The following is a 21,381-nucleotide window of genomic DNA, read 5'->3' on the forward strand; positions in this document are numbered from 1 at the left end:
CGACCCTTGTAGGAGCCGGCTTGCCGGCGATAGCGTCCTCACTGGCGACGCAAGGCTTGAAGGCCTCATCGCCAGCAAGCCGGCTCCTACAGGAGGGGTGTGTGAACCGGGATCAGAAGCGGCTGGTCACGCTCAGGCCGACGGTGCGTGGGTCGCCGTAGGTGATGACGTACTGACCGAGGGTGCCGTTGGGCCGGCCATGGACCTGGTAGCGCCGGTCTGTGACGTTGTTGACGAAACCCGTGACGCTGAGTTTTTCATCCGGGCTGAACCAGGTCAGGCGGGTGTTGGCCAAGGTGTAATGGGGCTGGCTGAGCGTCTTGTCGACGCTGCTCTGGCGATCGGCGAGGAAGTATTCCTTGTCGCGAAAACTCACGTCACCGCCGGCCACCAGCTTGCCGCCGACTTCCAGCGGGAAGGTGTAATCGGCGCCGAGCGACACCACGTTGCGTGGCGAACGCACGAAGCTGTTGCCGCTGTAGTCACCGGTGACGGCGCCTGTGTTCGGGTTGGTGTTTTTGAAATCGGTGTACTCGGTGTCGAGGAACGACACCGCCGCCCGCAAGTGCAGGTAGTCAGTCGGCTGGCCTTCGAGCTCCAGCTCGGCGCCCTTGACCGTACCTTTGGCGCCGTTGGTCAGCGCGGTGGTCAACACGCCGTTGTTGACCGTCAGCAGGTTCACCTGAATGTCCGAATAGTCGTAGTAGAAGATGTTGGCGTTGGCCGTCAGGCGGTGGTCGAACCACTCGGACTTGAGGCCGATTTCGTAAGCGTCGAGTTGTTCCGGATCAACCGTGGTCAGTTGCGCAAGGCTGGTCGATAGCCCGGTGTTGAAGCCGCCGGAACGGAAACCGTGGGCATAACGGAAGAACACGCGCACGTTGTCGTTGATCCGGTATTCCGGCGTCAGGTCATACGTCCAGGCTTCCCAGGTCTTGTCTTCCTGACGATTGCCGTTGGTGCCAGCGCCGCCCAGCGGCACCAGCGGGCCGTTGGCGGTGGTGCGGGTCAGTTGGGTCAGGTTGAGGTCGATGTCTTTCTTTTCCTGGGTCCAGCGCAGGCCACCGGTGACGCTGAAATCGTCGGTGAAGTCGTAGGTCAGGTTACCGAACAGCGCATAGCTGTCGGTGGTGTGGTCGAAGTTGAGGTCACGAAAATCGGTGGCGCCGCCGGTCTGGTTCGAACCGGTACCGTTCGGTGTCGGGCCGGGCGTGATGATGCGCTGGGCCGAGCTGTCGAGGTCTTCGTGGAAGTAATGCGCACCGGCGAGCCAGCGCAGGGTTTCCTGCTGCGGCGAGGCCAGGCGGATTTCTTGCGAGTACTGGGTGTATTTGTTATCGGAAATCGCCGCGCCGTTCACCTCAAAAGGCGTGTAGTCGGCGTCGCTGGTGGACTGGCCGCGGATGTAGTCATAAGCGCTGATCGACGTCAGGGTGTAATCACCCAAATTCCAGTTCAGGGTCAGCGACGTGCCGTCGTGATCAAGCTTGGAATCCTCGTTGACGTTCAGCGCGGTGTCGCGCCCGTTGGGTCGTTGATAACCGACGTTGTAGTAACGCCCGACGGCCAGCGAGCCGTTGCTGCCATCGCCTTTGAATTCGCGGCTGTGGATCTTCAGCAGGGCCTCCAGGTCAGGGTTCAACTGGGCGAGGAATTGCAGGCGTACGGCTTTCTTGTTGACGTCGCCGTAGGTGTTGTCGTCGACGAGGTTCTTCTGGAAACCATCGCGCTCTTCGGAATACAACGCCACCCGTGCGGCGAGTTTTTCATCCACCAGCGCGCCGCCGAGGGCACCGCTGACGATGCGTTCGTTCTTGCTGCCGAAGCCAATGGTGCCGAAACCGTCAGTGTCGAAAGTCGGCTTTTTGGAAATGATGTTCACCGCGCCGGCAGTGGTGTTCTTGCCGTACAGCGTGCCTTGCGGACCGCGCAGAATCTCCACGCGTTCCAGGTCGAACAACGGCCCGCCACCGGCAATCGGCGCGTTCAGGTACACGTCATCGGCGTAGATCCCAACCGGGAACACCGTGGCCGCGCCCGTATCACCGGTGCCGAGGCCGCGAATGTACCAACGCGGCCGGCCATCGCCGTCGGGGTTCTTCGCCGCTACGTTGGGAACGAATGTGGTGATGTCGCCGATATTGCGCACGCCATCGGCTATCAGGCTGGTGCCCTGTACCGCCGACACGGCCACCGGAACCTCTTGCAGGGTTTCTTCCCGGTGTTGAGCGGTGACGGTGACCGTCTTGAGTGAAGGCTCCGTGGTGGTCTTGTCGCTGTCTGCGTCCTTGGATTGCGCCGCCAGCAGCCCCTCGCTGACAGTCCCCCCGGACAGCAGCAAGGTTAACCAGATACTCTTGGTGATTGGATTAAGTTTATGCATGTGAATCTCCCCCGTTAAAGTTTCGCTAATAGGGGTAGAGCAGAGATCGTGCCAGATTATTTTTTAGGGTTTTTAGTTTTGTTAAATGATTGAAATATAACGATTAAATAGTTTCTTTAAGTTGCCGTTAAAGACGATTTTTAATAAGTGAGTTAGTTGGATCCAGTCTGGCGCTAAGTGCCTGTCGGGGATTCAGCAGAAAGTTGCTTGGCGGGTGTTGCTGGAGCAGCAGGAGTGGGGCGGGGGTTTGTTGCTGGGCGAGCAATGCGGTGATGTTGAATACGCCATCGTCGGAACGCCGCCCGCAGCAAGCCGGCTCCTACACGGGATCGCGGCACACGCAGATCAACGGTTGGAATCGTGAGACGCCTTCGCGGGCAAGCCTCGCTCCTACAGGCGATGTGTGTCGGTCACAATAAATTTGAACGACACACAACCCCTGTAGGAGCGAGGCTTGCCGGCGATGGGGCCCTCACAAACGAAAAAAACCTCAAACCGCCAATCGTGACGTCGAACCAATCACCTTTTCCAGCACGCTGAAATCAATCCACTCACGCACATCAAAACGGCGTGGAATGAAATCCCAGCGATGCAGGAAATCGGTGAAATCCTGCAACGCTTCAATCGAGCGCGCATCCAGGGTTGTGCGCAAACGCCGATGCGCATCTTCACCATACGCAGCGGCCACCCAGTACTCGCTGGTATTGAGTTCCCGCGCCAAAAAGCGTCGGGTTTCTTCCGGATTGGCCCACGCCCATTGCTCGGTGCGCAGCACGGTGTCGACGATTTTCACACTGGCATCGAAATGTTCGTGCAGCAGGTGCGTGTCCACGGTCAGGGTCCTTGGTGTGCCGTTGTTCGAGCGGATCAGCGGGTCAGGGTGCGAGCCGGTATCGACCACCACCTGCAAGCCGAATTCGTTCGCCAGGTGCACGGCGTGCGCACCCTTGAGGAAAATCGCGTCGATGTCGCCGCGCAGCAGTCCGATCAGTTCGTTGTTGCGCTTGCTGAAGCGCGTGACACCGAGGCTGACTTCCGAGCCGAAGACATGCTGTTTTTGATCGTCGCTGTAAGTACCGCCGTAGGGGTAATCCACCAGCTCGACGTCGGACACCTCCAGGCCTTCAAGCTTGAGGGCGTTTTCCAGTCCGCGCAGGGCCTGGGCACGGGTGAAATCGATCTGCACGTTGGCCCATTTCGGCAGACCAAAACGGCGGTTCTTCAGGTCGCGAATGCTCTTCACGCCGCTTTCCGCCGTGGTCAGGATCAACTGCACCTCGTCGCTCCAGGACAACCCCAGTACGCGGGTTTGCACGCCGCTGGCGTAGGCCCAGATCGCTGGAATATTGCCGCCGTGACGCACCGAATTTTTCAGGTGATGGTCGTAATGAGCTTCGCGAACTTCCCGTTCACTGGACTCGCGCAAGGACTGGATGTTGGTGCCGAACGGCAGAAAGGCTTCCGCCAGTCGCCCGGACTGCACGGCGATGCCAAGCCCGGTGGGCACCGGGCTGTGGGTGTACCAAAGGGTATCGAGTGGTTTGCTCATAAGGGTCTTCAGTTCCAATCCATGAAATCCGGCGGGTTAGCCAGCCAGTGCGGTGGGTGTTGCCAGCAGCGCTTGCAGCGGCCGTGGATCGATCCAGTCGCGCACGTCGAAGCTTTTCGGGATGAAGCGCCAGCGATGCAGGAAGTGGGTGAAATCCTGCAACGCGGCGATGGCCTGTTCGTCGAGTTCGGTGCGCAGGCGCAGGTGCGCGTCGTCGCCGTACGCGGCGCTGACCCAGTACTCGCTGCTGTTGGTTTCCCGAGCCAGGTAGCGACGGGTTTCTTCCGGGTGGGTGTGCGCCCATTGTTCGGCGCGCAGCACCGAATCAAGAATGCCGGTGGCCACATCGAAATGCTGGTCCAGCAGGTTCAGGTCCACGGCCAGTGTGCGCGGGGTGCCGTTGTTGCTGCGAATCAGCGGTTCCGGGTGCGAACCGGTGTCGATCACCGTGTGCAAGCCAAACTCGTGGGCCTGCCGTGCGGCACTCGCGCCCTTGAGGAAAATCGCATCGACCTCACCGCGCAGCAGGCCCACCAGTTCCAGGTTGCGCCCCTCGACCCGCTGCGCGCTGACCGGTGTGCCGTTGACGGTTTGCACCTGCGGGTCGCTGAACGTGCCGTCATAACGGAAATTCACCAGTTGCACGTCACCGACTTGCAGGCCTTCGAGTTTCAGGGCGTTTTCCAGGCCGCGCAGGGCCTGGGCGCGGGTGAAATCGATCTGCGCGCCGGCCCAGTCCGGCAGGCCGAAACGACGGTCCTTGAGGTCCTTGACGGTTTTGATGCCACTGTCGGCGCGGGTCAGGATCAGTTGCACTTCATCAGCCCAGGACAGGCCGATGACCCGGGTTTCCCGGCCCTGCGCACGGGCCCAGATCGCCGGGATGTTGCCGCCGTGGCGTACCGAGTTACGCAAGGTGTGATCGAAGTGCGATTCGCGAACCGCTTTGTCAGTGGACTCGCGCAGCGATTGAACCTCGGTGCCGAGCGCGCCGACGGTGTCTTGCAGCCAGCCTTTTTGCACGGCGATACCGAGCCCGGTCGGGACCGGGCAGCGGGTGTACCAGAGGGTGTCGAGGGCTTGCGTCATGAATGATTCTCCCGCCGCGCTCAGGCGCTGGCCTTCAAGTGAGTTTGCGGTTGGGCGACAGGGCGCTGGTGCACCAGCGGCAGCACTTCCTGCCCGATGCGCAGGGCTTCTTCCAGGTGCGGATTGCCGGCGAGGATGAAGGTCGAGAAACCGGCATCGCGGTATTCCGACAGGCGTTCGGCGATGTTCTGGTGACTGCCCACCAGGCCCACGGTCGGCCCGGGTTTGGCCTTGGCGAAACCGGCCCACAGGTTCGGGCCAATGATCAGGTCATCAAAGCGATCGACGTTCTGGTGGTAAGCCGTTTGCCGTGCGCCGCCGACCGAATCGGAACCGCTGGTAAAGCCTTTGGCGACCACGCTGCTCTTGCCGTCGAGCTTGTCGAACTGGCGGCGCAGATCTTTCCAGGCCTGTTCTTCGGTTTCGCGGGCGAACAGGTCGACGCGCAGTCCGAAGCGCACGCTGCGACCTTGTTTGTCCGCCAGTTCGCGGACGCGCTCGATGTGCGGCTTGAGCTTGTCGATCGGCTCGGCCCAGTTCAGATAAACGTCGGCGTGTTTGGCGGCGACATCCAGCGCGGCATCGGAAAAACCGGAGAAATACACGCCGGGTTTGCGTTCGTTTTGCAAACCATGGGGCAGGGCGCCGTTCTCCAGTTGGTAGATATCGCCGTCGTAGGAGAAGCGTTCGTTCTGCCAAAGACCCTGGATGATGTCGAGGAATTCACCGGTGCGCTTGTAGCGCAGGTCGTGTTCGAGGAAGTCACCGTTGGCCCGCTGACTGGCCGGGTTGCCGCCGGTGATGATGTTCCACTCCAGGCGGCCGCGACTGAGGTTTTGCAGGATGGCCGCTTGTTGCGCGGCATAGGCCGGCAAGGTCCAGGTGCCCTGGAAGGCGATCAGGAATTTGATCCGGCGGGTTTCCCGGGCCAGGGCCGCTGCGGCAATCCACGGCTCCGGGCCGGTGGGCAGCAGGGCGCCTTCGAACCCGGCCAGTTCCGCCGCTTTCGCGACCTGGGCGATGTAGTCGATGTAAGTGAAGTCATCCGGTTCGCCGTTGGGCAAGCGCCCCGGTGCGATGTTGCCCGGTCGATAGTCCGGATTGCCACGATTGTGTTTGTCGGTGGTCAGTTGCGGACCATCGGTGCCCAGCGGCAGACGCCAGAAAAATTCAGTGCTCATGGGATGCTCCTGATTCAAGTACGCGTTGCGTCGCGCAGGTGCGAGGACGCCTTGGCAGGGGTGGTTGCAACGGACATGCCATGGTCGGCGGGGTGGGTTTGGGGCCGAAGGGCCAGGGGTTTGACGGGGGGAGAAACGGTATTGGCGGTGGGAGGTGCTGCTGTAGCAGCAGTCTGTCAGCAATGGTTGTTCGGGGTGCAGCAGAGGGGTTTGTGGTGTTTTGCAGATTGCTATCGCCGGCAAGCCGGCTCCTACAGGTTATCGGTGACCTTGTAGGAGCCGGCTTGCCGGCGATGGCGGTCTTGATCATGCCGGCGATGTGGCGACGATGTCGTCGATCGATGCACCCGCTTCGGCGCTGCGCAGATAGGTCTGGTACAACGCCGCATAGGCGCCGCCCTGATCGATCAATTGGCTGTGCGGCCCTTGTTCGACCAGGCGGCCATGACGGATCACTGCAATGCGGTCGGCATCGCGAATGGTCGCCAGGCGGTGGGCGATGATGATCGCGGTGCGGCCCTCGCACAGTCGGCGGAACGCGCGCTGAATGCGTCGCTCGGTGTGGATGTCGACCGCCGAAGTCGCTTCGTCCAGCACCAGCACCGCGGGGTCCGCGAGGTAGGCGCGCACCAGGCACACCAGTTGCCGCTGGCCATGGCTCAAGTGCCCGCCCAGCGGCCCGACTTCGGTCTGGTACTGATGTGGCAGGCGTTCCAGCACTTCATCCGCTCCCAGCTCCCGGGCAGCAGCAATCAGCCGGGCATCGTCCGCCAGGGGCGCGGCGAGGCGCAGGTTGTCGAGGATGCTGCCGCTGAACAGCACGTTGTCCTGCAGCACCACGCCAACGTTGCGCCGCAGTTCATGCTGGGTGAGGTCGCGGATATCAACGCCATCGAGCTTCACCGCCCCCGACTGCACCTCGTAAAAACGCGTCAGCAACTGCACCAGCGTGCTTTTGCCATGGCCCGAGGGGCCGACGATCGCCAACACTTCGCCGGCCGGAATCTGCAGGTCGAGGTCATTGATCACCGGTGAAGAACTGCCGGCATCGTAGGCAAACCGCACCCGTTCAAAACTGACTTCGCCGCGGGCCTTGTCCAAGTGTTGCGGGGTGGTGCTGTCGCTGATCTCCGGGCGCGTGTCGAGCAGCAAAAAGATCCGCTGCGCCGAGGCCGATCCGGTGGCGTAACGCTCGAACAGGTCCGACAGTTCCTGCAACGGCCCGAGAAACAGGAACACATAAAACAGGCTTTCCGCGACCTGGCCCACGGTGACATCCGCCTGCGCCAGACCATAGGCGCCCACCAGCAACAGCACCGCCATGCCGGCGGAGCTGAGCAGCGCGGTGAACGGCGCAAACCAGCTGGATCGCAGGCTGCCGCGAATCAGCGCCTGATTGAAATCATCCAGCAAGCCGCGATAGCGCCGCAGGTTGGGCGCTTGCTGGGCGCATTGTTGCAACATGCGTGCGCCGCTGACGCTCTCCACCAGATGCGCGGTGAAACGGCTGCGGTTTTCCGCGACTTTGGCCCAGTTGCGCTGGGAAATGCGTTTGAAACTCCAGGTCGCCAACACCAGCAACGGCACCGTGGCGGCGAGGCTGAGAAAGAATCGCGGGTCGATCCGCCACAACATCACCGAAGCCAGGCCACAGCGCAGCAGCGCGCCCAGCAGTTCGGGCGGGCCCTGAATCAGCAGCGGTTCGAGGGCGTCGACATCGCGGTCGGCGCGAGAAATGATCCGCCCGGCCTTGGTCCGGTCGAAGTAGCTGACACTCAAGCTCTGCACATGGGCAAATACGCGCACCCGCAAGTCATTGAGCACGCGGATCGCCGCGCTGCCCGCGACAAACTGCGAGACACCGGCGAGCAGGAAACGCCCGAGCCAACTGGCCGCCAATCCGAGGCCGAGCCACAGCACCAGGCGTTCGTCGAGCAGCCAGTGATCGTTCTGTTGAATCAGCCCACGGTCGAGCAATTCGCGGACAAACCACGGCCGCAGAAACACCGTGAACACCAGCAGCAGTTCAATGCCGATGACGCCGACAATGTGCCGGCGAATCGGTTTCAGCAGCGGCAAAAGCCGACTGAACATGCTGCGGTCGAGGGCCTTGCGGGCGAGCATTTCTTCGATTTCGATATCGCTCAAGGCCTTGCCGGCGATTGGGTTAGCCATGGTCGATCCCTAGCAGGTCGCGGTAGTCCGGACGGGTTTTGAGTAAGGCTTCGTGGGTGCCGTTGGCGGCGATTTTGCCGTCCTGCAGCATCAGCACGCGGTCCGCGAGGAGGATGGTCGAGAGCTTGCTGGAGATCACCAGCAACGTGGTGGCCCGGCCCTGATCGCGGCGCAACTGGCGAATGTTGTTCAGCACCTGGCGTTCACTGATCGCATCCAGTGCGCTGGTGGCGTCGTCCAGGCACAGAATGTCCGGCTCGCCAAGCAGTGCGCGGGCCAGGCTCAGACGCTGGCGCTGGCCCCCGGACAAGGTCACGCCGCGATCCCCCAGTGGCGTGGCCAGGCCGTGCGGCAGGCGTTCCAGCACGTCTTCGGCGGCGGCCAGGCGCAAACCGTGACGCAGTTGTTGATCGCTAGCGTCGGGTGCGGTCAGGCGCAGGTTGGCCGCGAGGGTGTCGGAAAACAGGAAGCTTTCTTGCGGCACCACGTGCACCCGGCGCCGCAATTCGTCGAGGTTCAACTGGCGAATGTCTTGCCAGCCGGCGCTGTCCGAACCGATCAGCAGACGCCCGGAACTGATGTCGCTGAGGCGTGGCAGCAGGCTCGCCAACAGGCTCTTGCCGGTGCCGGTGGCGCCGACGAGCGCGACGATTTCGCCGGGCTGCACGGTCAGCGAGCAGTCATGAAGAATGTCCAGGCCACCACCCGGTGCGCTGACGTTGACGTGTTCCAGTTTCAGCCCCAGTGGCGTGTCGGGCAGGGTCGCGTTGCCGCTGCGGATCGCCGCGGGCTCGTCCAGCAGTTGCCAGATCCGTTCGGCGCTGGAGCGTGCGTCGGCGAAGGTCTGCATCACCCGGCCAATGCCTTCGATGCGAAACACCAGGGTGGTGGCGATCAGCAGCGAGGTCACCAGTTCACCGATACCCAATTGCGCGGTGGCCACCAGGTGCGCGCCGTACACCAGAATCCACACATGCCCCAGCGCGACGACCGCTTGAGGCAGCGGAATCCGCGAACTGGAATAGGCGAGGGCCTGGCGGGCGTGCTCGGCGAACACCGCCACCTGCCCGGAGAAACGCTGGATGCGGCTGTGTTCCAGGCCAAACGATTTGATCACCCGCACGCCGCCTATACCTTCGCTGAGGTCCTGATTGACCCGGTCGTAGGCCTCGCCGACGGCGCGGTCGAGGCTGACCAGACGCTCGGTCTGACGCACGAAAATCCACAGGCCGAACACCGTCAGCAGCAGCGGCACCAACCCCAGCAGCGGGTTGTACCAGCTCAGCAGGCCGACGGTGGCCAGCACCACCAGCGGGGTTTCCACCACCTGGCGCCAGAAGCTGATCAGCGCATCGCGCACCTTGTCGGCATCGCGGGTGGTGCGGGTGATCATTTCGCCCATGCCGTGCTGCCAGTGATAACCCAGGTGCAGGGTTTGCACCTGCTGCAGGATGCGCTCGCGCAGGCGCGTCAGCAGTTCCTGGCTGAGCACCAGCGACAGCACGCTGGCGGCGTATTGCAACACGCCACGGCCGAACGCCACGGCGAGCATCAGCCACAACCAGTACCAGGCGAGGCTGGCGTCGAGACTGCCATCGGCTTGCCGAACGACCGCGCGGCCGGCGCTGACGTCGTTGACGGCGTGGCCGATCAGCCATTGCTGCCAGACCAGCCCGAGGTTCACCGCGATGTACAACGCCGCCACCAGGGCGAAGCGCCAGGGCATCTCCCGGTAAATCGCCAGGCTGCGCAAGAGAGGATGTTTTTCGATCATGAAAAAGCTCTGTGTGGTGTGCGGACACGATCAGGTTGCCGGCGATGGGGCCTTTGGATTTGCATCGATTTCGAGGACGCCATCGCCGGCAAGCCAGCTCCTACAAGGTTTTGTATATGTTCAGGTGGAACGCCGTCCCTGTAGGAGCCAGCTTGCTGGCGATAGGGCCTTTGGATTTGCATCACTTTCGAGGACGCCATCGCTGGCAAGCCAGCTCCTACAGGGTTTTGCATTTGTTCAGGTGGAACGCCGAACCTGTAGGAGCCGGCTTGCTGGCGATGGGGCCTTTGGGTTTTGCATAGGGCTTTAGGGCGCCTTCGCGGGCAAGCCTCGCTCCTACAAGGGGAGGCGGTGCCTGGGGGATCACCGTCCGGGGCTGGTCGCGCCCTGTTTTTCCTTGGCGTTGAGGATCGCGGTGTATTCGCCGGGGTCGACGCCGTTGAGGTAGTAGTTGCCGACGTGGTGCAGGCGCCAGCGGATCGGGTCGTGGGTGGTGTGGACCCTTGCGTTGCGCCAGAAGCGGTCGAGGTTCCATTTGCTCAGTGAGGAACTGGCGCCGAGCAGGGAGAAAATGTCGCTGGAGATTTTCAGCGACGCCGCGTCGGAGTGGGCGCGGGCGGTCGCCACCGACAGAATCAGCTCGTCCTGCAGCTCTTTGTTGTCCGGGTCCAGTTCGTGCTGATCGAATACCCGCGCCGCGTCGCGCAGCAACGATTGCGCGCCGCGCAGGGCCACGGCGTATTCGCCGATTTGCTTGATGATGTGCGGCTCCTGATTGGCGTGATCGACGCCGCTTTCCACCCACGGCCGCGCATTGTGATTCAGGTAGTCCACCGCAGCCGACAGCGCGCCTTCGGCAATGCCGGTATCGATGGCCGCATGAAGGATCTGCGGGAAGGTCAACCCGGTGCGTTTCATCGGCCCTTTGCGCTGGGAGACGAAACCTTCATCGAGTTCGATGTTGTCGAAAATCACTGTGCCGCTGACCGAGTTTTTCTGGCCGAACGCTTCCCAGTCATCCACCAGCGTCAGGCCCGGTGTGTTGCGATTGAGCAGCACCCCGGCACCGCCGTCATCGCTGGCGGCGGTCAGGGAAATCCACTCGGCCAGGTAGGAACCGGTGGAGTAGAACTTGCTGCCATTGAGGATCAACTTGCCGTCGGCGCGGCGTTCGACGCGGGTCTTGAGGGCGAATTTGTTCTTGCCGCCGACTTCCGCCAGGGCATTGCCAAAACGCTTGCCGGCCAATACATCGCGAACCAGTCGGTCGCGAATCTCGTCGGAGTACCCGGTAAAAATCCCTCGCAGCATGACGTTGTGGATTTGCAGCAACTGACCGACGCCGCCGTCGGCGACTGAAATGATTCGCACGGTTTCGACGATGGTTTCCACCGAAGCGCCGAGGCCGCCAAACGCCTTGGGCACGCCAATGGCGGTCAAGCCGCTCTCCGACAACAGCTGCGCCTGACGCCGTGGCAGTTGGCCGTTTTGACTGGCGTCGGCGGCGATCTCGGCAATCTCCCGGGCGATGTCCCTGGCCACGGCGATGGCTTGAGCCTCGCTGTCCAGCAGGCGGATAGGCGCCTGTTCTTGTATCAGTTGTCCGGCGGGGTTGTGTTCGACCTTGCTCATTGCTGTACCTCTGATCATTGATCTGATGATGGCCGTGAAACCTGCGCAACCCCTTTGTAGGAGCCGGCTTGCCGGCGATGGCGTCCTTGAAATTCATGCAAGGCTTGAGGGCCAATCGCCGGCAAGCCGGCTCCTACAAGGGGGATCGGTGTTTCACGGGCGTTGAAGGGCCTTGAGCAAGTTCTGCGCCAAGGGCTGGAACGCCCGCCCGGCAAGGGGTTTGGCGGGGTAGTGTTGCTGGGGAAGCAATGCTGGGGAGGCGACTGCTCGGCCAGCAGCAGTCGCCGCGCAATGCTGCTGGCAGGCCAGCAACCAGCGTCGGTTGTTTGCTCGGTGTCAGGCGCAAAGCCCCGTAAACCGGGCGTTTCAGCTCTTGGCACGGGCGCTGCAATAGCTCCGGCAACAGACACTTGCCCAACCACGGAGCTGCCCATGACGCTTGCTGCCAAACAATCCCGACCCGCTACCCCGGCTGAACTGGAGCAGATCTGGTTCACCCGTTGCCCGGTGCCGACAGCTTCCGGCATCGCCTACAAACTCGGTTGGCTCAGCGAAGAATTCGCCGCTGACGGCCTGCCGGTTTCGACCTTGCAGGAGGCCCGGCAACTGGGGCATCACCACTACGATCACGAGTTGCCGGGCCTGTTTCGCGAAGGCGGCAACGTACCGGCCCTGGCGGCACGCGCCGCTGGTGCGCCGAGTCGCCTGATCGGCCTGACCTGGATCGAAGAGTGGCAAACCATCCTGGTTCGCCCGGACTCCGGCATTCGGCGTCCGCAAGACCTCAAAGGCAAGCGTCTGGCACTGCCGGCCTGGGGTGAAACCCGCCCCGGCAGCATCGCTCGGGCCATGAGCCTGCACGGCTACAAAGGTACGTTGAGCCTGGCGGGGCTGGGCTTCGATGACGTCGAACTGGTGGAAGTGGCGCTGCAAAACCAGGAGCAGGCGGCGAATCCTCAGGAAGGTTTACAGCGCCTGTGGTCGGGCCTCGATTACCTGGTGCGCGGTGAAGTCGACGCGGTGTACGTCAAAGGCGCGTCCGCCGCCGATGCCGCGCGGCGTCTCGGGCTGGTGGTGGGGATCGACCTCGACCTGATCGCCGAGCCGCGCTATCGCATCAACAATGGCACGCCGCGCCCGATCACGGTCCACCAGAGCCTGCTGGACAACCATTTCGACCTGGTCGTGCGCTTCCTCGCGCAAACCCTCAGCGCCGCCGATTGGGCAGCGAATAATCGCGAGGCGTTGAACGCGATTCTCGAAGAAGAAACCCGCGCCGGCAGTGCCGGTGTCGCCGAAGCCTATCGCGGTGAATTCCACACCACGCTGGCGCCGGACCTGTCGGCACAGCGTCTGGAATTTCTCGATACCCAGAAAGATTTCCTTTACCTGCACGGCTTCCTCGAACGCGATTTTTCCATCGCCGACTGGGTCGATCCGCGCCCGTTGCAAGCCGCCCATGAACTGTTGGCCAAGCGCCGCGCCTGACTCTGGAGAATTGCCATGACCGTACTCATCAACGAACAACTGATCAGCGAAGAACTGAAGAACTTCATCGACAAGGTGCTGATCGAGGCTGAAGAAGCCTTCACCGTGTTCCGTGAAACCAACACCATCACCGCCAACGGCACCGTTGGTTTCATCGAACGCGTACCGGGCCAGGAGCTGCTGGTGTCGGTGAACTACGGTGGCCCGTGGAATTACGGCAAGCCGCTGCAAGCCACGGTCACCGACTTCGACGGCAAGGTGATCTTCGGCAAAGGCAAGGGCGGGTTGGGGCGCTACACCAAACTGTTCCAGCAACATGCCGATGTGACCACCGTGTCCCATGTGCACTCGCCATACCTTGGCGCCTGGGCGCAAACCCATCGCACGCTGCCGTTCCACTACGTGCCGGTGCAGCGTTATCAGCTCGCCCGGGAGTTGCCGGTGTACATCGACCGCCGTCAGCCGGAAGTCGATTTCATCCTCGACAAGATTGCCGAAAACCCCTTCAACCTGGCGATTCTCGAAGCCAACGGCGGCTCCACCGTGTGGGGCAAACAGGGCCTGCGCGCCACCGCCGAATTCATCCTGTTGCTGGAGGAGGGCGCGCAACTGCAACTGCTCGCCGACGCCCTCGGCGGCTCCCGTGCCTATGGCCCTGGCGTGTTGACCCAGCAATGGAAAATGAGCGGCCTGTACGACAAAGCCACCGAGCTGGGCCTGGTGCCGGCCATCGACCGGCGCAGCTAACAATCTCCAGGCCACCACCATCCCCTGTAGGAGCCGGCTTGCTGGCGATGGTGCCCGAAAGATCGACGCAAGGTTCAAGGGCCTCATCGCCAGCAAGCCGGCTCCTACAAGGATCGGGTTCGCCCGGAAGGTTGCTACACACATTCAAGGAACACACCCATGGCTGTAAAAATCCTCTGGTACCTCACCACCCCCGACGGGCCTTATCCGTGGGAACCCGAAGGCCGCTGGACAACCGATTTCGAACATTTGAAACAACTTGCCGTGGCCAGCGACCGTCTTGGTTACTACGGTTCGCTGCTGGGCTCCAGTCCCAACGAAAGCCTCGCTGTCTCGGCCGCGCTGATCGACGCCACGAAACGCCTGCGCTTCCTGGTCGCGCAACACCCCGGTGAACTGTCGCCAGCCGTGTTGGCCAAGTGGGCGCTGACCTTCGATCAATTCTCCAACGGCCGCCTGCTGTTCAACGTGGTCAACGGCAATGACGCCGGCCTGGCCACCCTCGGCGTGCATTACCCCCACGACGAACGTTATGACTTCAGCCTCGAATACTGGCGTGCGTTCCAGAGCTTCTACGCCGGGGACACTTCGGGGTTCGACGGCCAGTACGTCAAACTCGCCCCCCGTTCACCGGCTGCCGCGAGTCATCCGTTGGGTGGCTGGCATCCGCCGAAGCAAAAGCCTGGCATCCCACTGTGGGGCGCGGGCACGTCGGGGCCGGGTGTCGCACATTCGGTGCAACTGCTCGACGTCTACTTGAGCTTCGCCAACACCCCGCCGAAACTCGGTGAGAAATTCCGCAAGGTCGCAGCAGAAGCCGCGAAAATCGGCCGAGAACTGACCTTCGGCACGCGCCTGCAAATCATCGTTCGCGAAACCGAGGACGAGGCTTGGGCCCACGCCGAGAAACTCTTGCAACGTACCTCGCTGCAAACCGCGCGCACGGCCATCGAACGTCAATTGCCGCCCGGCGAAACCCTGGAGACCTTCCACAGCGACGATGCGCAGATCCAGCGCAACGTCGAGGCCATTCGCGCCGGCCGTTTGCCCAAGGCCCGGGACCTGGAGATCTACCCGAATGTCTAGCTCGGCCCGAGCCTGTTCGGCTTCAACATCCTCGGCCCGGCAGCCGGCACTTACCTGGTAGGCAGCGCCGAGCAGGTCGCGGAGCGAATTCGCGAATACGAAGCGCAGGGCACATCGGCATTCATTCTGTCCGGTTTCCCGCTGATCGATGAAGCGCACCGGGTGGCCGACCTGCTGTTTCCGTTGCTCGATCTGGATCACGGTTTCGACGTGCCGAAACTGGGTGTCAGCACACCGGCACCACGGCGTGTAGCAGCGACCGAGCGAGTCTGAGGAGACAGCGATGAACGAATTTTCCCGTCGCCGGTTTCTCGGCAATGGCCTGGCGGTCAGTGGCGGCCTGTTGCTCGGCAGCAGCCTGCTCAGCGGATGCGACAGCGGGGCGCAGGTCAGCGGTGCGGCCGCGTTGTCCAGCACCCCGGTGCGCGGCGGTCGCTTGCGGGTCGGCATCATCGATGGCGATCAGTCGGGCAACCTCGACGCGCACAAACCGGTTGGCGGCGGGATCATTCGCGGCTGGGCGCTGTACAGCAAGTTCTGGGAATGGAACACCGACGTCAGCACGCGCCTGGCCCTGGCCGAGTTTGCCGAACCCAACGCCGACGCCAGTGCGTGGACCATTCGCATCAAACCGGGCCTGGAGTTCCATCACGGCAAGAGCATCGGCGCCGATGACATGCTGTTCTCGATCCTGCGCCTGACCGACCCGAAACTGGCGTCGCCATTCGCCGGTCTGGTGGGCGCGATCGACCGCAATGCTTTGCGCAAACTGGATGCGCGCACCATCGAAATCCGCTTCAAGGAAGGCCAGAGCTTTTACCCGCTGGATGAAACCCTGATCAGTTTCGGCGGCATCGTCCCCACCGATTATGACCCCGTCAGCAACCCGGTCGGCGCCGGCCCTTACAAGCTCAAGAGTTTCATTCCCGGCCAGCGCTCGCTTTATCAACGCTTCGAGAATTACTACAAACCCGGCCAACCCTATGCCGATGAACTGGAGATCATCGAGTTCAAGGACCAGGTGTCCCGCGCCGCCGCCCTGCGCGCCGGGCAGATTGACGTGGCCAGCGGCGTGCAAGCCGAACACAGCGCACTGCTCAAGGCCGACTCGCGGCTGAGGTTGTACGCGTCGCCGAGCACTTCGTTCACCGGGTTCAATCTGAATCTGGCGAAGCAACCGTTTCAGGATCAGCGGGTGCGCCAGGCGTTCCGCCTGTTGGCCGACCGTCGCGAGTTGGTGGACCGCGGCCTCAACGGTTTCGGGCGCATCGCCAACGACCTGTATTCGCCCCACGACCCCACCTACAACCACAGCATTGCCCAGCGTCCCTACGACCTGGAACAGGCGCGTTCGCTGTTGCGCCAGGCCGGGCAGGCCGACTTGCGGGTGGAGCTGACCACCACGCCGGGGCCGGGCGTCAACGCGGCGCTGGTGTTTGCGCAACAGGCGAAAAAAGCCGGGGTCGAGATCAAGGTCACTCAGGTCGATGGCTCGGTGTTCAACGGTCCGCAACGGGAAAACTGGCTGCTGTCGCCGGGCTCCACACCGGCCCGGGGCTTTCTCGCGTCGGCGCTGCACAACGATGCGCCACAGGCCATCTACAACCGCAGCAACTTCCACGATGAACGCTTCAGCGCGCTGTACCGCCAGGCGCTGGCGCAACCCGACCTTGAGCAACGCAAAGTGCTGGTGCACGAAGCGCAAGGCATTCAACACGAACGCGGTGGCTTGTTGATCTGGGGCTTCAACGATGTGCTGGATGCAGCATCGGTGCGGGTCGGCGGTTTGCAGCCTGAACAGACCACGTTTGCCTCTTGGCGTTTTGATGAATTGTGGGTGAACCATGCCTGAGCCTTCTTGCAAAGAACCCCGCACGCCAGCCTGGCTGTCGTGGTTTATCGGGCGCCTGGCTTACGGATTGCTGACGGCGTGGGTCATCAGCCTGGTGGTGTTCATCGCCACGCAGGCGTTGCCCTCGGACCCGGCCCGGGTGATTCTCGGCCCCGACGCGCCACTGGAAAGCATCCTCACCTTGCAACGCCAGTTGGGTCTGGACCGGCCGATTCTCGAACAGTACCTGCGCTGGCTCGGGCATGCCCTGAGCGGCGAGCTCGGTGTGTCGCTCGACTCCAACGCGCCGGTCGGCAGCATTCTGTTCGGCCGTTTCGGCTATACCCTGGCGCTGCTCGCCGGGGTCATTGCGGTGGTGGTGCCAGCGGCGTTGTTGCTCGGCGTTTCCCTGGCGTTGCGCCGTGACAGTCGGCTGGATCGCTGGAGCCTGTCGCTGCTGATCTTCCTTAAAGCCACGCCGGGGTTTCTGTTGGCCATCGGTCTGGTGCTGCTGTTTTCCATGCCGCACATGGACCTGCTGCCGGCGGTGTCGATCCTCGATCCGGACAAGTCGTTGCTGCGCCAATTGCAGTTCCTGGTGTTGCCGGTGTTGGCCCTGAGCCTGTCGGCATTGCCGTACCTGACGCGCATGGTGCGGGCCTCGATGATCGAGGCGCTGGAGTCCGATTACGTGATCGCTGCGCGCCTGCGCGGCATTCCAGAGTGGCGCATTGTCTGGCGCCACACGCTGCCCAACGCACTGATCCCGGCGATTCAAGGCGTGGCGTTGACGCTGAGAACGCTGATCGGCGGCGCGCTGTTGGCCGAGGTGATTTTCAGTTACCCCGGCATCGGTACTTCGCTGAATTCGGCGATCCAGATGCGCGACTTGCCGATGGTCCAGGCCATCGTGCTGGTGATCACCCTTGGCGTGGTGTTGATCAACCTGCTCGCCGATCTGCTGACCGTGCTGCTTACGCCGAAACTGCGCACCGCCCGCCGCGTGACCATGATTCAGCGTAACCGCCGGGGCATTCAGCCGTGGTGGCGACGTTCCCCATCCAAGGCGCCTTGAGAGGTAAAACATGACTGACTCCCGACGTTCGCGCTGGCAGGTATGGCTGGCAGAACCGCAAACCTGCAAGGGCGCGCTGATCACTGCCATGGTGGTGACACTGGCCTTGTCTGGCCCGTGGCTGGCGCCGCACAGCCCGACGGAAATGCTCGGCTCGGTATACGGCGCCCCGGTTGGCGCGGCGTTGCTGGGCTATGACTTTCTCGGGCACGACGTGGTGTCGCGCTTGCTCAGTGGCGGCCTCTCGGTGTTGTGGATGTCCGTGGCGGCGGCCTCGATTGCGCTGTTGACCGGTAGCACCCTGGGGTTGCTGGCGGGTTTTTCCCGGCGCCGGCTCGACCAGTTGATTACCTGGCTGGCGGACGTGTCGCTGGCCTTTCCCGACCTGATTCTGGTGTTGTTGATCGTCTCCATGCTCGGCCGCGCGCCGTGGCTGATCGTGTTGACCGTGGCCATCGCTTTCACGCCCGGTGTGATCCGTCTGGCCCGTGGCAGTGCGGTGGCGGTGGCGGGGCAGGAGTTTGTCGAGGCCGCGCAGATGATGGGCTACTCGCGGCGGCGGATTCTGTTCAGGGAAATCCTGCCGAACATCCTCACGCCGCTGCTGGTGCATTTCGGCAACATGCTGACCTGGGGCGTCGGCATGCTCTCGGGCCTGAGTTTTCTCGGCTACGGCGTGGCACCGCCGACCGCCGATTGGGGGCTGATGATCAATGAAAACCAGGCCGGTTTGCTGGTGCAGCCGTGGGCGGTGCTGGCCCCGGCGATCCTGATCGGCATCTTCGCCTATGGCACCAATATCCTCGCTGAAGGCATCGGCCGCAGTAGTTCACGGATCGGAGAAAAACAGCCATGAATGCGATTGCCGGGATCGAGTCCCGCCCGCCGGTGACCACTGCCGGGGTGCTGCAGGTGCGGGATTTGCGGGTCGAGTTGGCGGGACAGATTGACGTGCTGTCCGGGGTTTCGTTCAGCCTTGAGGCGGGCGAGATTCTGGGACTGGTCGGTGAGTCCGGCTCTGGCAAAACGACCCTGGCCACCGCGTTGCTCGCCCATGCCCGACGCGGGGCGCGGATTGTCGGCGGGCAGGTCGAGGTGTCCGGCCATTCGCTGCTGACCCTGGAGGGCGAAGCGTTGCGCCGGGCCCGTGGCAGCCTGATCGGCTACGTCGCGCAGGACCCGGCGACGGCGCTGAATCCGGCGCTGCGCATTGGCAGTCTGCTGCGCGAAACCCTCGGTGCGCATCAGATTGAACTGGATCGTGCGGCGCAACAGCAGCGCATCGTCGATACCTTGCGTGATGTCGGTCTGCCGGACGACGCGGCGTTTTTGCGGCGCTTCCCCCATCAGCTCTCCGGTGGGCAGCAGCAACGGGTGATGCTGGCGCTGGCGTTTGTCCTGCGTCCGCAGTTGATCGTCCTCGATGAACCGACCACGGCGCTGGACGTCACCACTCAGGCGCACATCCTCGCGACCTTGCGCCGCTTGTGCAAAAGCCTCGGCGTGGCGGCGGTCTATGTGTCCCACGACCTTGCGGTGATCAAGGACCTGGTCGACCGGGTGATGGTGATGTACGCCGGGCGCATCGTTGAAGTCGCCGACCGTGAAGCGTTGTTCACGCGGCCGGCTCATCCGTACACCCGAGGCCTGCTGGCGGCGATTCCCGATGTGGCGCAACGTCGCGATTTGCAGGCGATCCCGGGGCATGCCCCGGCACCGGGGCAGCGGCCGCACGGCTGTGCTTTCGCGCCTCGGTGTTCGCGTCGCGCCGCCGAGTGCTCGCAGGCTGAACCGGCCTTGCACGACCTGTCTTCAGCGCAGCGAGTGGCGTGTCTCGATCCGCATCTTCAGGCCTTGCGGTTAGTTGCCCAGGCACCGGTGTCGGCTGTCGATGTGCCGGTGGAGCGGGCGCCGCTGCTGGAGATCAAAGACTTGAACGTGGCCTACGATCGACAGGTGTTGTTCGACGTTTCTCTGCGGGTGGCCGCCGGGGAATGCCTGGCGCTGGTGGGCGAATCCGGTTCCGGCAAGACCAGCCTGGCCCGGGCCATCGCCGGGCTCGGGGAAAACGCCGAGGGCGACTTGCATTACGCGGGTGTGCCGCTGAGCTTGTCGGCCCGCCGACGTGACGGGCGGCAACGGCACCAGATTCAGTACATTTTTCAGAACCCGTACCGGGCGCTGAACCCGCGACAAACCGTTTACCAGACCCTGAGTGCGCCACTGGAACACTTCTTCGGCATCAAGGGCAGCGTTGCTCGCCAGCGCGTGGATGCGGTGCTCAAGCGGGTGTCGCTGCCGGCGTCGGTGGCCGATCTGTATCCGCACAGCCTGTCCGGCGGCGAGCGCCAGCGTGTGGCCATTGCCCGGGCGCTGGTGTGTGAGCCGAAACTGCTGATCTGCGATGAAATTACCTCGGCGCTGGACGTGTCGGTGCAGGCTTCGATCCTGGCGCTGTTGCGGCAATTGCAACTCGAAGGATTGACCCTGCTGTTCGTCACCCACGACCTCGGCGTGGTTCGCGCGATTGCCGACCGGGTATTGGTGCTGAAGCTGGGAAGGGTGGTGGAGCAGGGGGCGGTGGATGATGTGCTGGATCAGCCGCAGGCGGCGTATACGCGTACGTTGCTGGAGAATTCGCCGACGTTGGGCGATGGATCTTTGTAGGCAGCTACCATCGCCATCGCCAGCAAGCCGGCTCCTACAGAGTATGTGTGTGTACGCAGAAATGTGGCGCGACACAAACCTGTAGGAGCCGGCTTGCTGGCGATGGCGATCGTCCAGACACATTCAGAACTGAACTTTGGCATCGATCATGACTTCCGCGCACTAGCCTTGTGTTTCTCCCAAAAACACAGGAGGGCAATGGAATGCCCGATCTTCCCCATGCCAACCACCTGCGCGCCGGGCGCTATTCCGAATCCGGCCAAATCTACCTGCTCACTGCCGTCACCCATAACCGTGATTCCGTCTTCGCCAACTGGCGGGTGGGACGTCTGATCGTGGACCAATTCCGCCAGTCCCAGACAGAAGAATGGGCCGACTCCCTGGCCTGGGTGGTGATGCCGGATCACTTCCATTGGCTGGTCGAATTGAAGAACAGCACATTGCTGGCGTTGATGCTGGCGACCAAATCGCGCAGTGCCAGGGCGGTGAATGCACGTCTGCAACGCAGGGGGGCGCTTTGGCAAAGAGGCTTTCACGATCGGGCGATTCGGCGGGAGGAGGATTTGTTGGCGGTGGCCCGGTACATCGTTGCCAATCCATTGCGCGCGGGATTGGTGAGGCGCGTACACGATTATCCTTTGTGGGATGCCAAGTGGCTGTAGCCGGGATAGTCGGTGGCGGCTGTCAGGCCGCCATCGCCAGCA

Annotated in this window: 14 protein-coding genes and 1 pseudogene; 8 read left to right on the forward strand and 7 right to left on the reverse strand. The window is 62.8% G+C overall.

Translation table 11 applies throughout. The annotated features are described in order from the left end of the window. Positions 1–112: 112 nt before the first annotated feature. From PMI32_RS15355 to PMI32_RS15325, 7 genes are all read right to left on the reverse strand, one after another. Positions 113–2,383, reverse strand: coding sequence for a TonB-dependent receptor (locus PMI32_RS15355; RefSeq protein WP_008029134.1), 2,271 nt, complete (start codon positions 2,381–2,383; stop codon positions 113–115). A gap of 490 nt (positions 2,384–2,873) precedes the next feature. Further along, entirely contained in the window at positions 2,874–3,932 is a 1,059-nt protein-coding gene (locus tag PMI32_RS15350; RefSeq protein ID WP_008029136.1) for an ABC transporter substrate-binding protein, read from the reverse strand. Positions 3,933–3,968: 36 nt separating this feature from the next. Beyond that, positions 3,969–5,021 carry an ABC transporter substrate-binding protein gene (locus PMI32_RS15345; RefSeq protein ID WP_008029138.1) on the reverse strand — a complete coding sequence of 351 codons (1,053 nt, stop codon included), beginning with the start codon at positions 5,019–5,021 and terminating at the stop codon, positions 3,969–3,971. 20 nt (positions 5,022–5,041) lie between these two features. Continuing rightward, the gene (locus tag PMI32_RS15340) at positions 5,042–6,202 is read right to left on the reverse strand and encodes an LLM class flavin-dependent oxidoreductase (protein ID WP_008029139.1); all 1,161 of its coding nucleotides are present in this window, start codon (positions 6,200–6,202) and stop codon (positions 5,042–5,044) included. A gap of 306 nt (positions 6,203–6,508) precedes the next feature. Next, positions 6,509–8,377 (reverse strand): ABC transporter ATP-binding protein, encoded by a 1,869-nt coding sequence (locus PMI32_RS15335; RefSeq protein ID WP_008029141.1) that lies wholly within the window; start codon positions 8,375–8,377, stop codon positions 6,509–6,511. Beyond that, positions 8,370–10,151: an ABC transporter ATP-binding protein gene (locus tag PMI32_RS15330; RefSeq protein WP_008029143.1), complete on the reverse strand. Its 1,782-nt coding sequence runs from the start codon at positions 10,149–10,151 to the stop codon at positions 8,370–8,372. The genes PMI32_RS15335 and PMI32_RS15330 overlap by 8 nt, the downstream gene beginning before the upstream one ends. Before the next feature lie 363 nt (positions 10,152–10,514). Beyond that, positions 10,515–11,783, reverse strand: coding sequence for an acyl-CoA dehydrogenase family protein (locus PMI32_RS15325; RefSeq protein ID WP_008029144.1), 1,269 nt, complete (start codon positions 11,781–11,783; stop codon positions 10,515–10,517). A gap of 432 nt (positions 11,784–12,215) precedes the next feature. On the opposite strand from PMI32_RS15325, the gene PMI32_RS15320 reads away from it, so the two are divergent. The 8 genes and pseudogenes from PMI32_RS15320 (at position 12,216) to PMI32_RS15290 (ending at position 21,339) form a co-directional block, all read left to right on the forward strand. Next, on the forward strand, positions 12,216–13,271 hold the full coding sequence (locus PMI32_RS15320; protein ID WP_008029146.1) for an ABC transporter substrate-binding protein: 1,056 nt from the start codon (positions 12,216–12,218) through the stop codon (positions 13,269–13,271). 15 nt (positions 13,272–13,286) lie between these two features. Continuing rightward, entirely contained in the window at positions 13,287–14,018 is a 732-nt protein-coding gene (locus PMI32_RS15315) for a class II aldolase/adducin family protein (protein WP_008029148.1), read from the forward strand. A 159-nt stretch (positions 14,019–14,177) separates the two neighbouring features. After that, positions 14,178–15,377 (forward strand): annotated as a pseudogene (locus PMI32_RS0128840) (LLM class flavin-dependent oxidoreductase). Between the two features lie 10 nt (positions 15,378–15,387). Next, positions 15,388–16,956 carry an ABC transporter substrate-binding protein gene (locus PMI32_RS15310; RefSeq protein WP_008029153.1) on the forward strand — a complete coding sequence of 523 codons (1,569 nt, stop codon included), beginning with the start codon at positions 15,388–15,390 and terminating at the stop codon, positions 16,954–16,956. Further along, entirely contained in the window at positions 16,949–18,010 is a 1,062-nt protein-coding gene (locus PMI32_RS15305) for an ABC transporter permease (RefSeq protein ID WP_008029155.1), read from the forward strand. The genes PMI32_RS15310 and PMI32_RS15305 overlap by 8 nt, the downstream gene beginning before the upstream one ends. Before the next feature lie 10 nt (positions 18,011–18,020). Then, on the forward strand, positions 18,021–18,866 hold the full coding sequence (locus PMI32_RS15300) for an ABC transporter permease (protein ID WP_008029157.1): 846 nt from the start codon (positions 18,021–18,023) through the stop codon (positions 18,864–18,866). Then, positions 18,863–20,677: a dipeptide ABC transporter ATP-binding protein gene (locus tag PMI32_RS15295; protein WP_008029159.1), complete on the forward strand. Its 1,815-nt coding sequence runs from the start codon at positions 18,863–18,865 to the stop codon at positions 20,675–20,677. The genes PMI32_RS15300 and PMI32_RS15295 overlap by 4 nt, the downstream gene beginning before the upstream one ends. Before the next feature lie 203 nt (positions 20,678–20,880). Beyond that, positions 20,881–21,339: an REP-associated tyrosine transposase gene (locus PMI32_RS15290; RefSeq protein WP_008029160.1), complete on the forward strand. Its 459-nt coding sequence runs from the start codon at positions 20,881–20,883 to the stop codon at positions 21,337–21,339. Positions 21,340–21,381: the final 42 nt, after the last annotated feature.

This window comes from Pseudomonas sp. GM60, assembly GCF_000282415.1.
GTDB lineage: Bacteria > Pseudomonadota > Gammaproteobacteria > Pseudomonadales > Pseudomonadaceae > Aquipseudomonas > Aquipseudomonas migulae.

What these genes read in the sequence shown, in the direction of transcription:
- PMI32_RS15355 (WP_008029134.1), bottom strand. Translation starts at nt 2,383, where the DNA reads ATGCATAAACTTAATCCAATCACCAAGAGTATCTGGTTAACCTTGCTG.
- PMI32_RS15350 (WP_008029136.1), bottom strand. Translation starts at nt 3,932, where the DNA reads ATGAGCAAACCACTCGATACCCTTTGGTACACCCACAGCCCGGTGCCC.
- PMI32_RS15345 (WP_008029138.1), bottom strand. Translation starts at nt 5,021, where the DNA reads ATGACGCAAGCCCTCGACACCCTCTGGTACACCCGCTGCCCGGTCCCG.
- PMI32_RS15340 (WP_008029139.1), bottom strand. Translation starts at nt 6,202, where the DNA reads ATGAGCACTGAATTTTTCTGGCGTCTGCCGCTGGGCACCGATGGTCCG.
- PMI32_RS15335 (WP_008029141.1), bottom strand. Translation starts at nt 8,377, where the DNA reads ATGGCTAACCCAATCGCCGGCAAGGCCTTGAGCGATATCGAAATCGAA.
- PMI32_RS15330 (WP_008029143.1), bottom strand. Translation starts at nt 10,151, where the DNA reads ATGATCGAAAAACATCCTCTCTTGCGCAGCCTGGCGATTTACCGGGAG.
- PMI32_RS15325 (WP_008029144.1), bottom strand. Translation starts at nt 11,783, where the DNA reads ATGAGCAAGGTCGAACACAACCCCGCCGGACAACTGATACAAGAACAG.
- PMI32_RS15320 (WP_008029146.1), top strand. Translation starts at nt 12,216, where the DNA reads ATGACGCTTGCTGCCAAACAATCCCGACCCGCTACCCCGGCTGAACTG.
- PMI32_RS15315 (WP_008029148.1), top strand. Translation starts at nt 13,287, where the DNA reads ATGACCGTACTCATCAACGAACAACTGATCAGCGAAGAACTGAAGAAC.
- PMI32_RS15310 (WP_008029153.1), top strand. Translation starts at nt 15,388, where the DNA reads ATGAACGAATTTTCCCGTCGCCGGTTTCTCGGCAATGGCCTGGCGGTC.
- PMI32_RS15305 (WP_008029155.1), top strand. Translation starts at nt 16,949, where the DNA reads ATGCCTGAGCCTTCTTGCAAAGAACCCCGCACGCCAGCCTGGCTGTCG.
- PMI32_RS15300 (WP_008029157.1), top strand. Translation starts at nt 18,021, where the DNA reads ATGACTGACTCCCGACGTTCGCGCTGGCAGGTATGGCTGGCAGAACCG.
- PMI32_RS15295 (WP_008029159.1), top strand. Translation starts at nt 18,863, where the DNA reads ATGAATGCGATTGCCGGGATCGAGTCCCGCCCGCCGGTGACCACTGCC.
- PMI32_RS15290 (WP_008029160.1), top strand. Translation starts at nt 20,881, where the DNA reads ATGCCCGATCTTCCCCATGCCAACCACCTGCGCGCCGGGCGCTATTCC.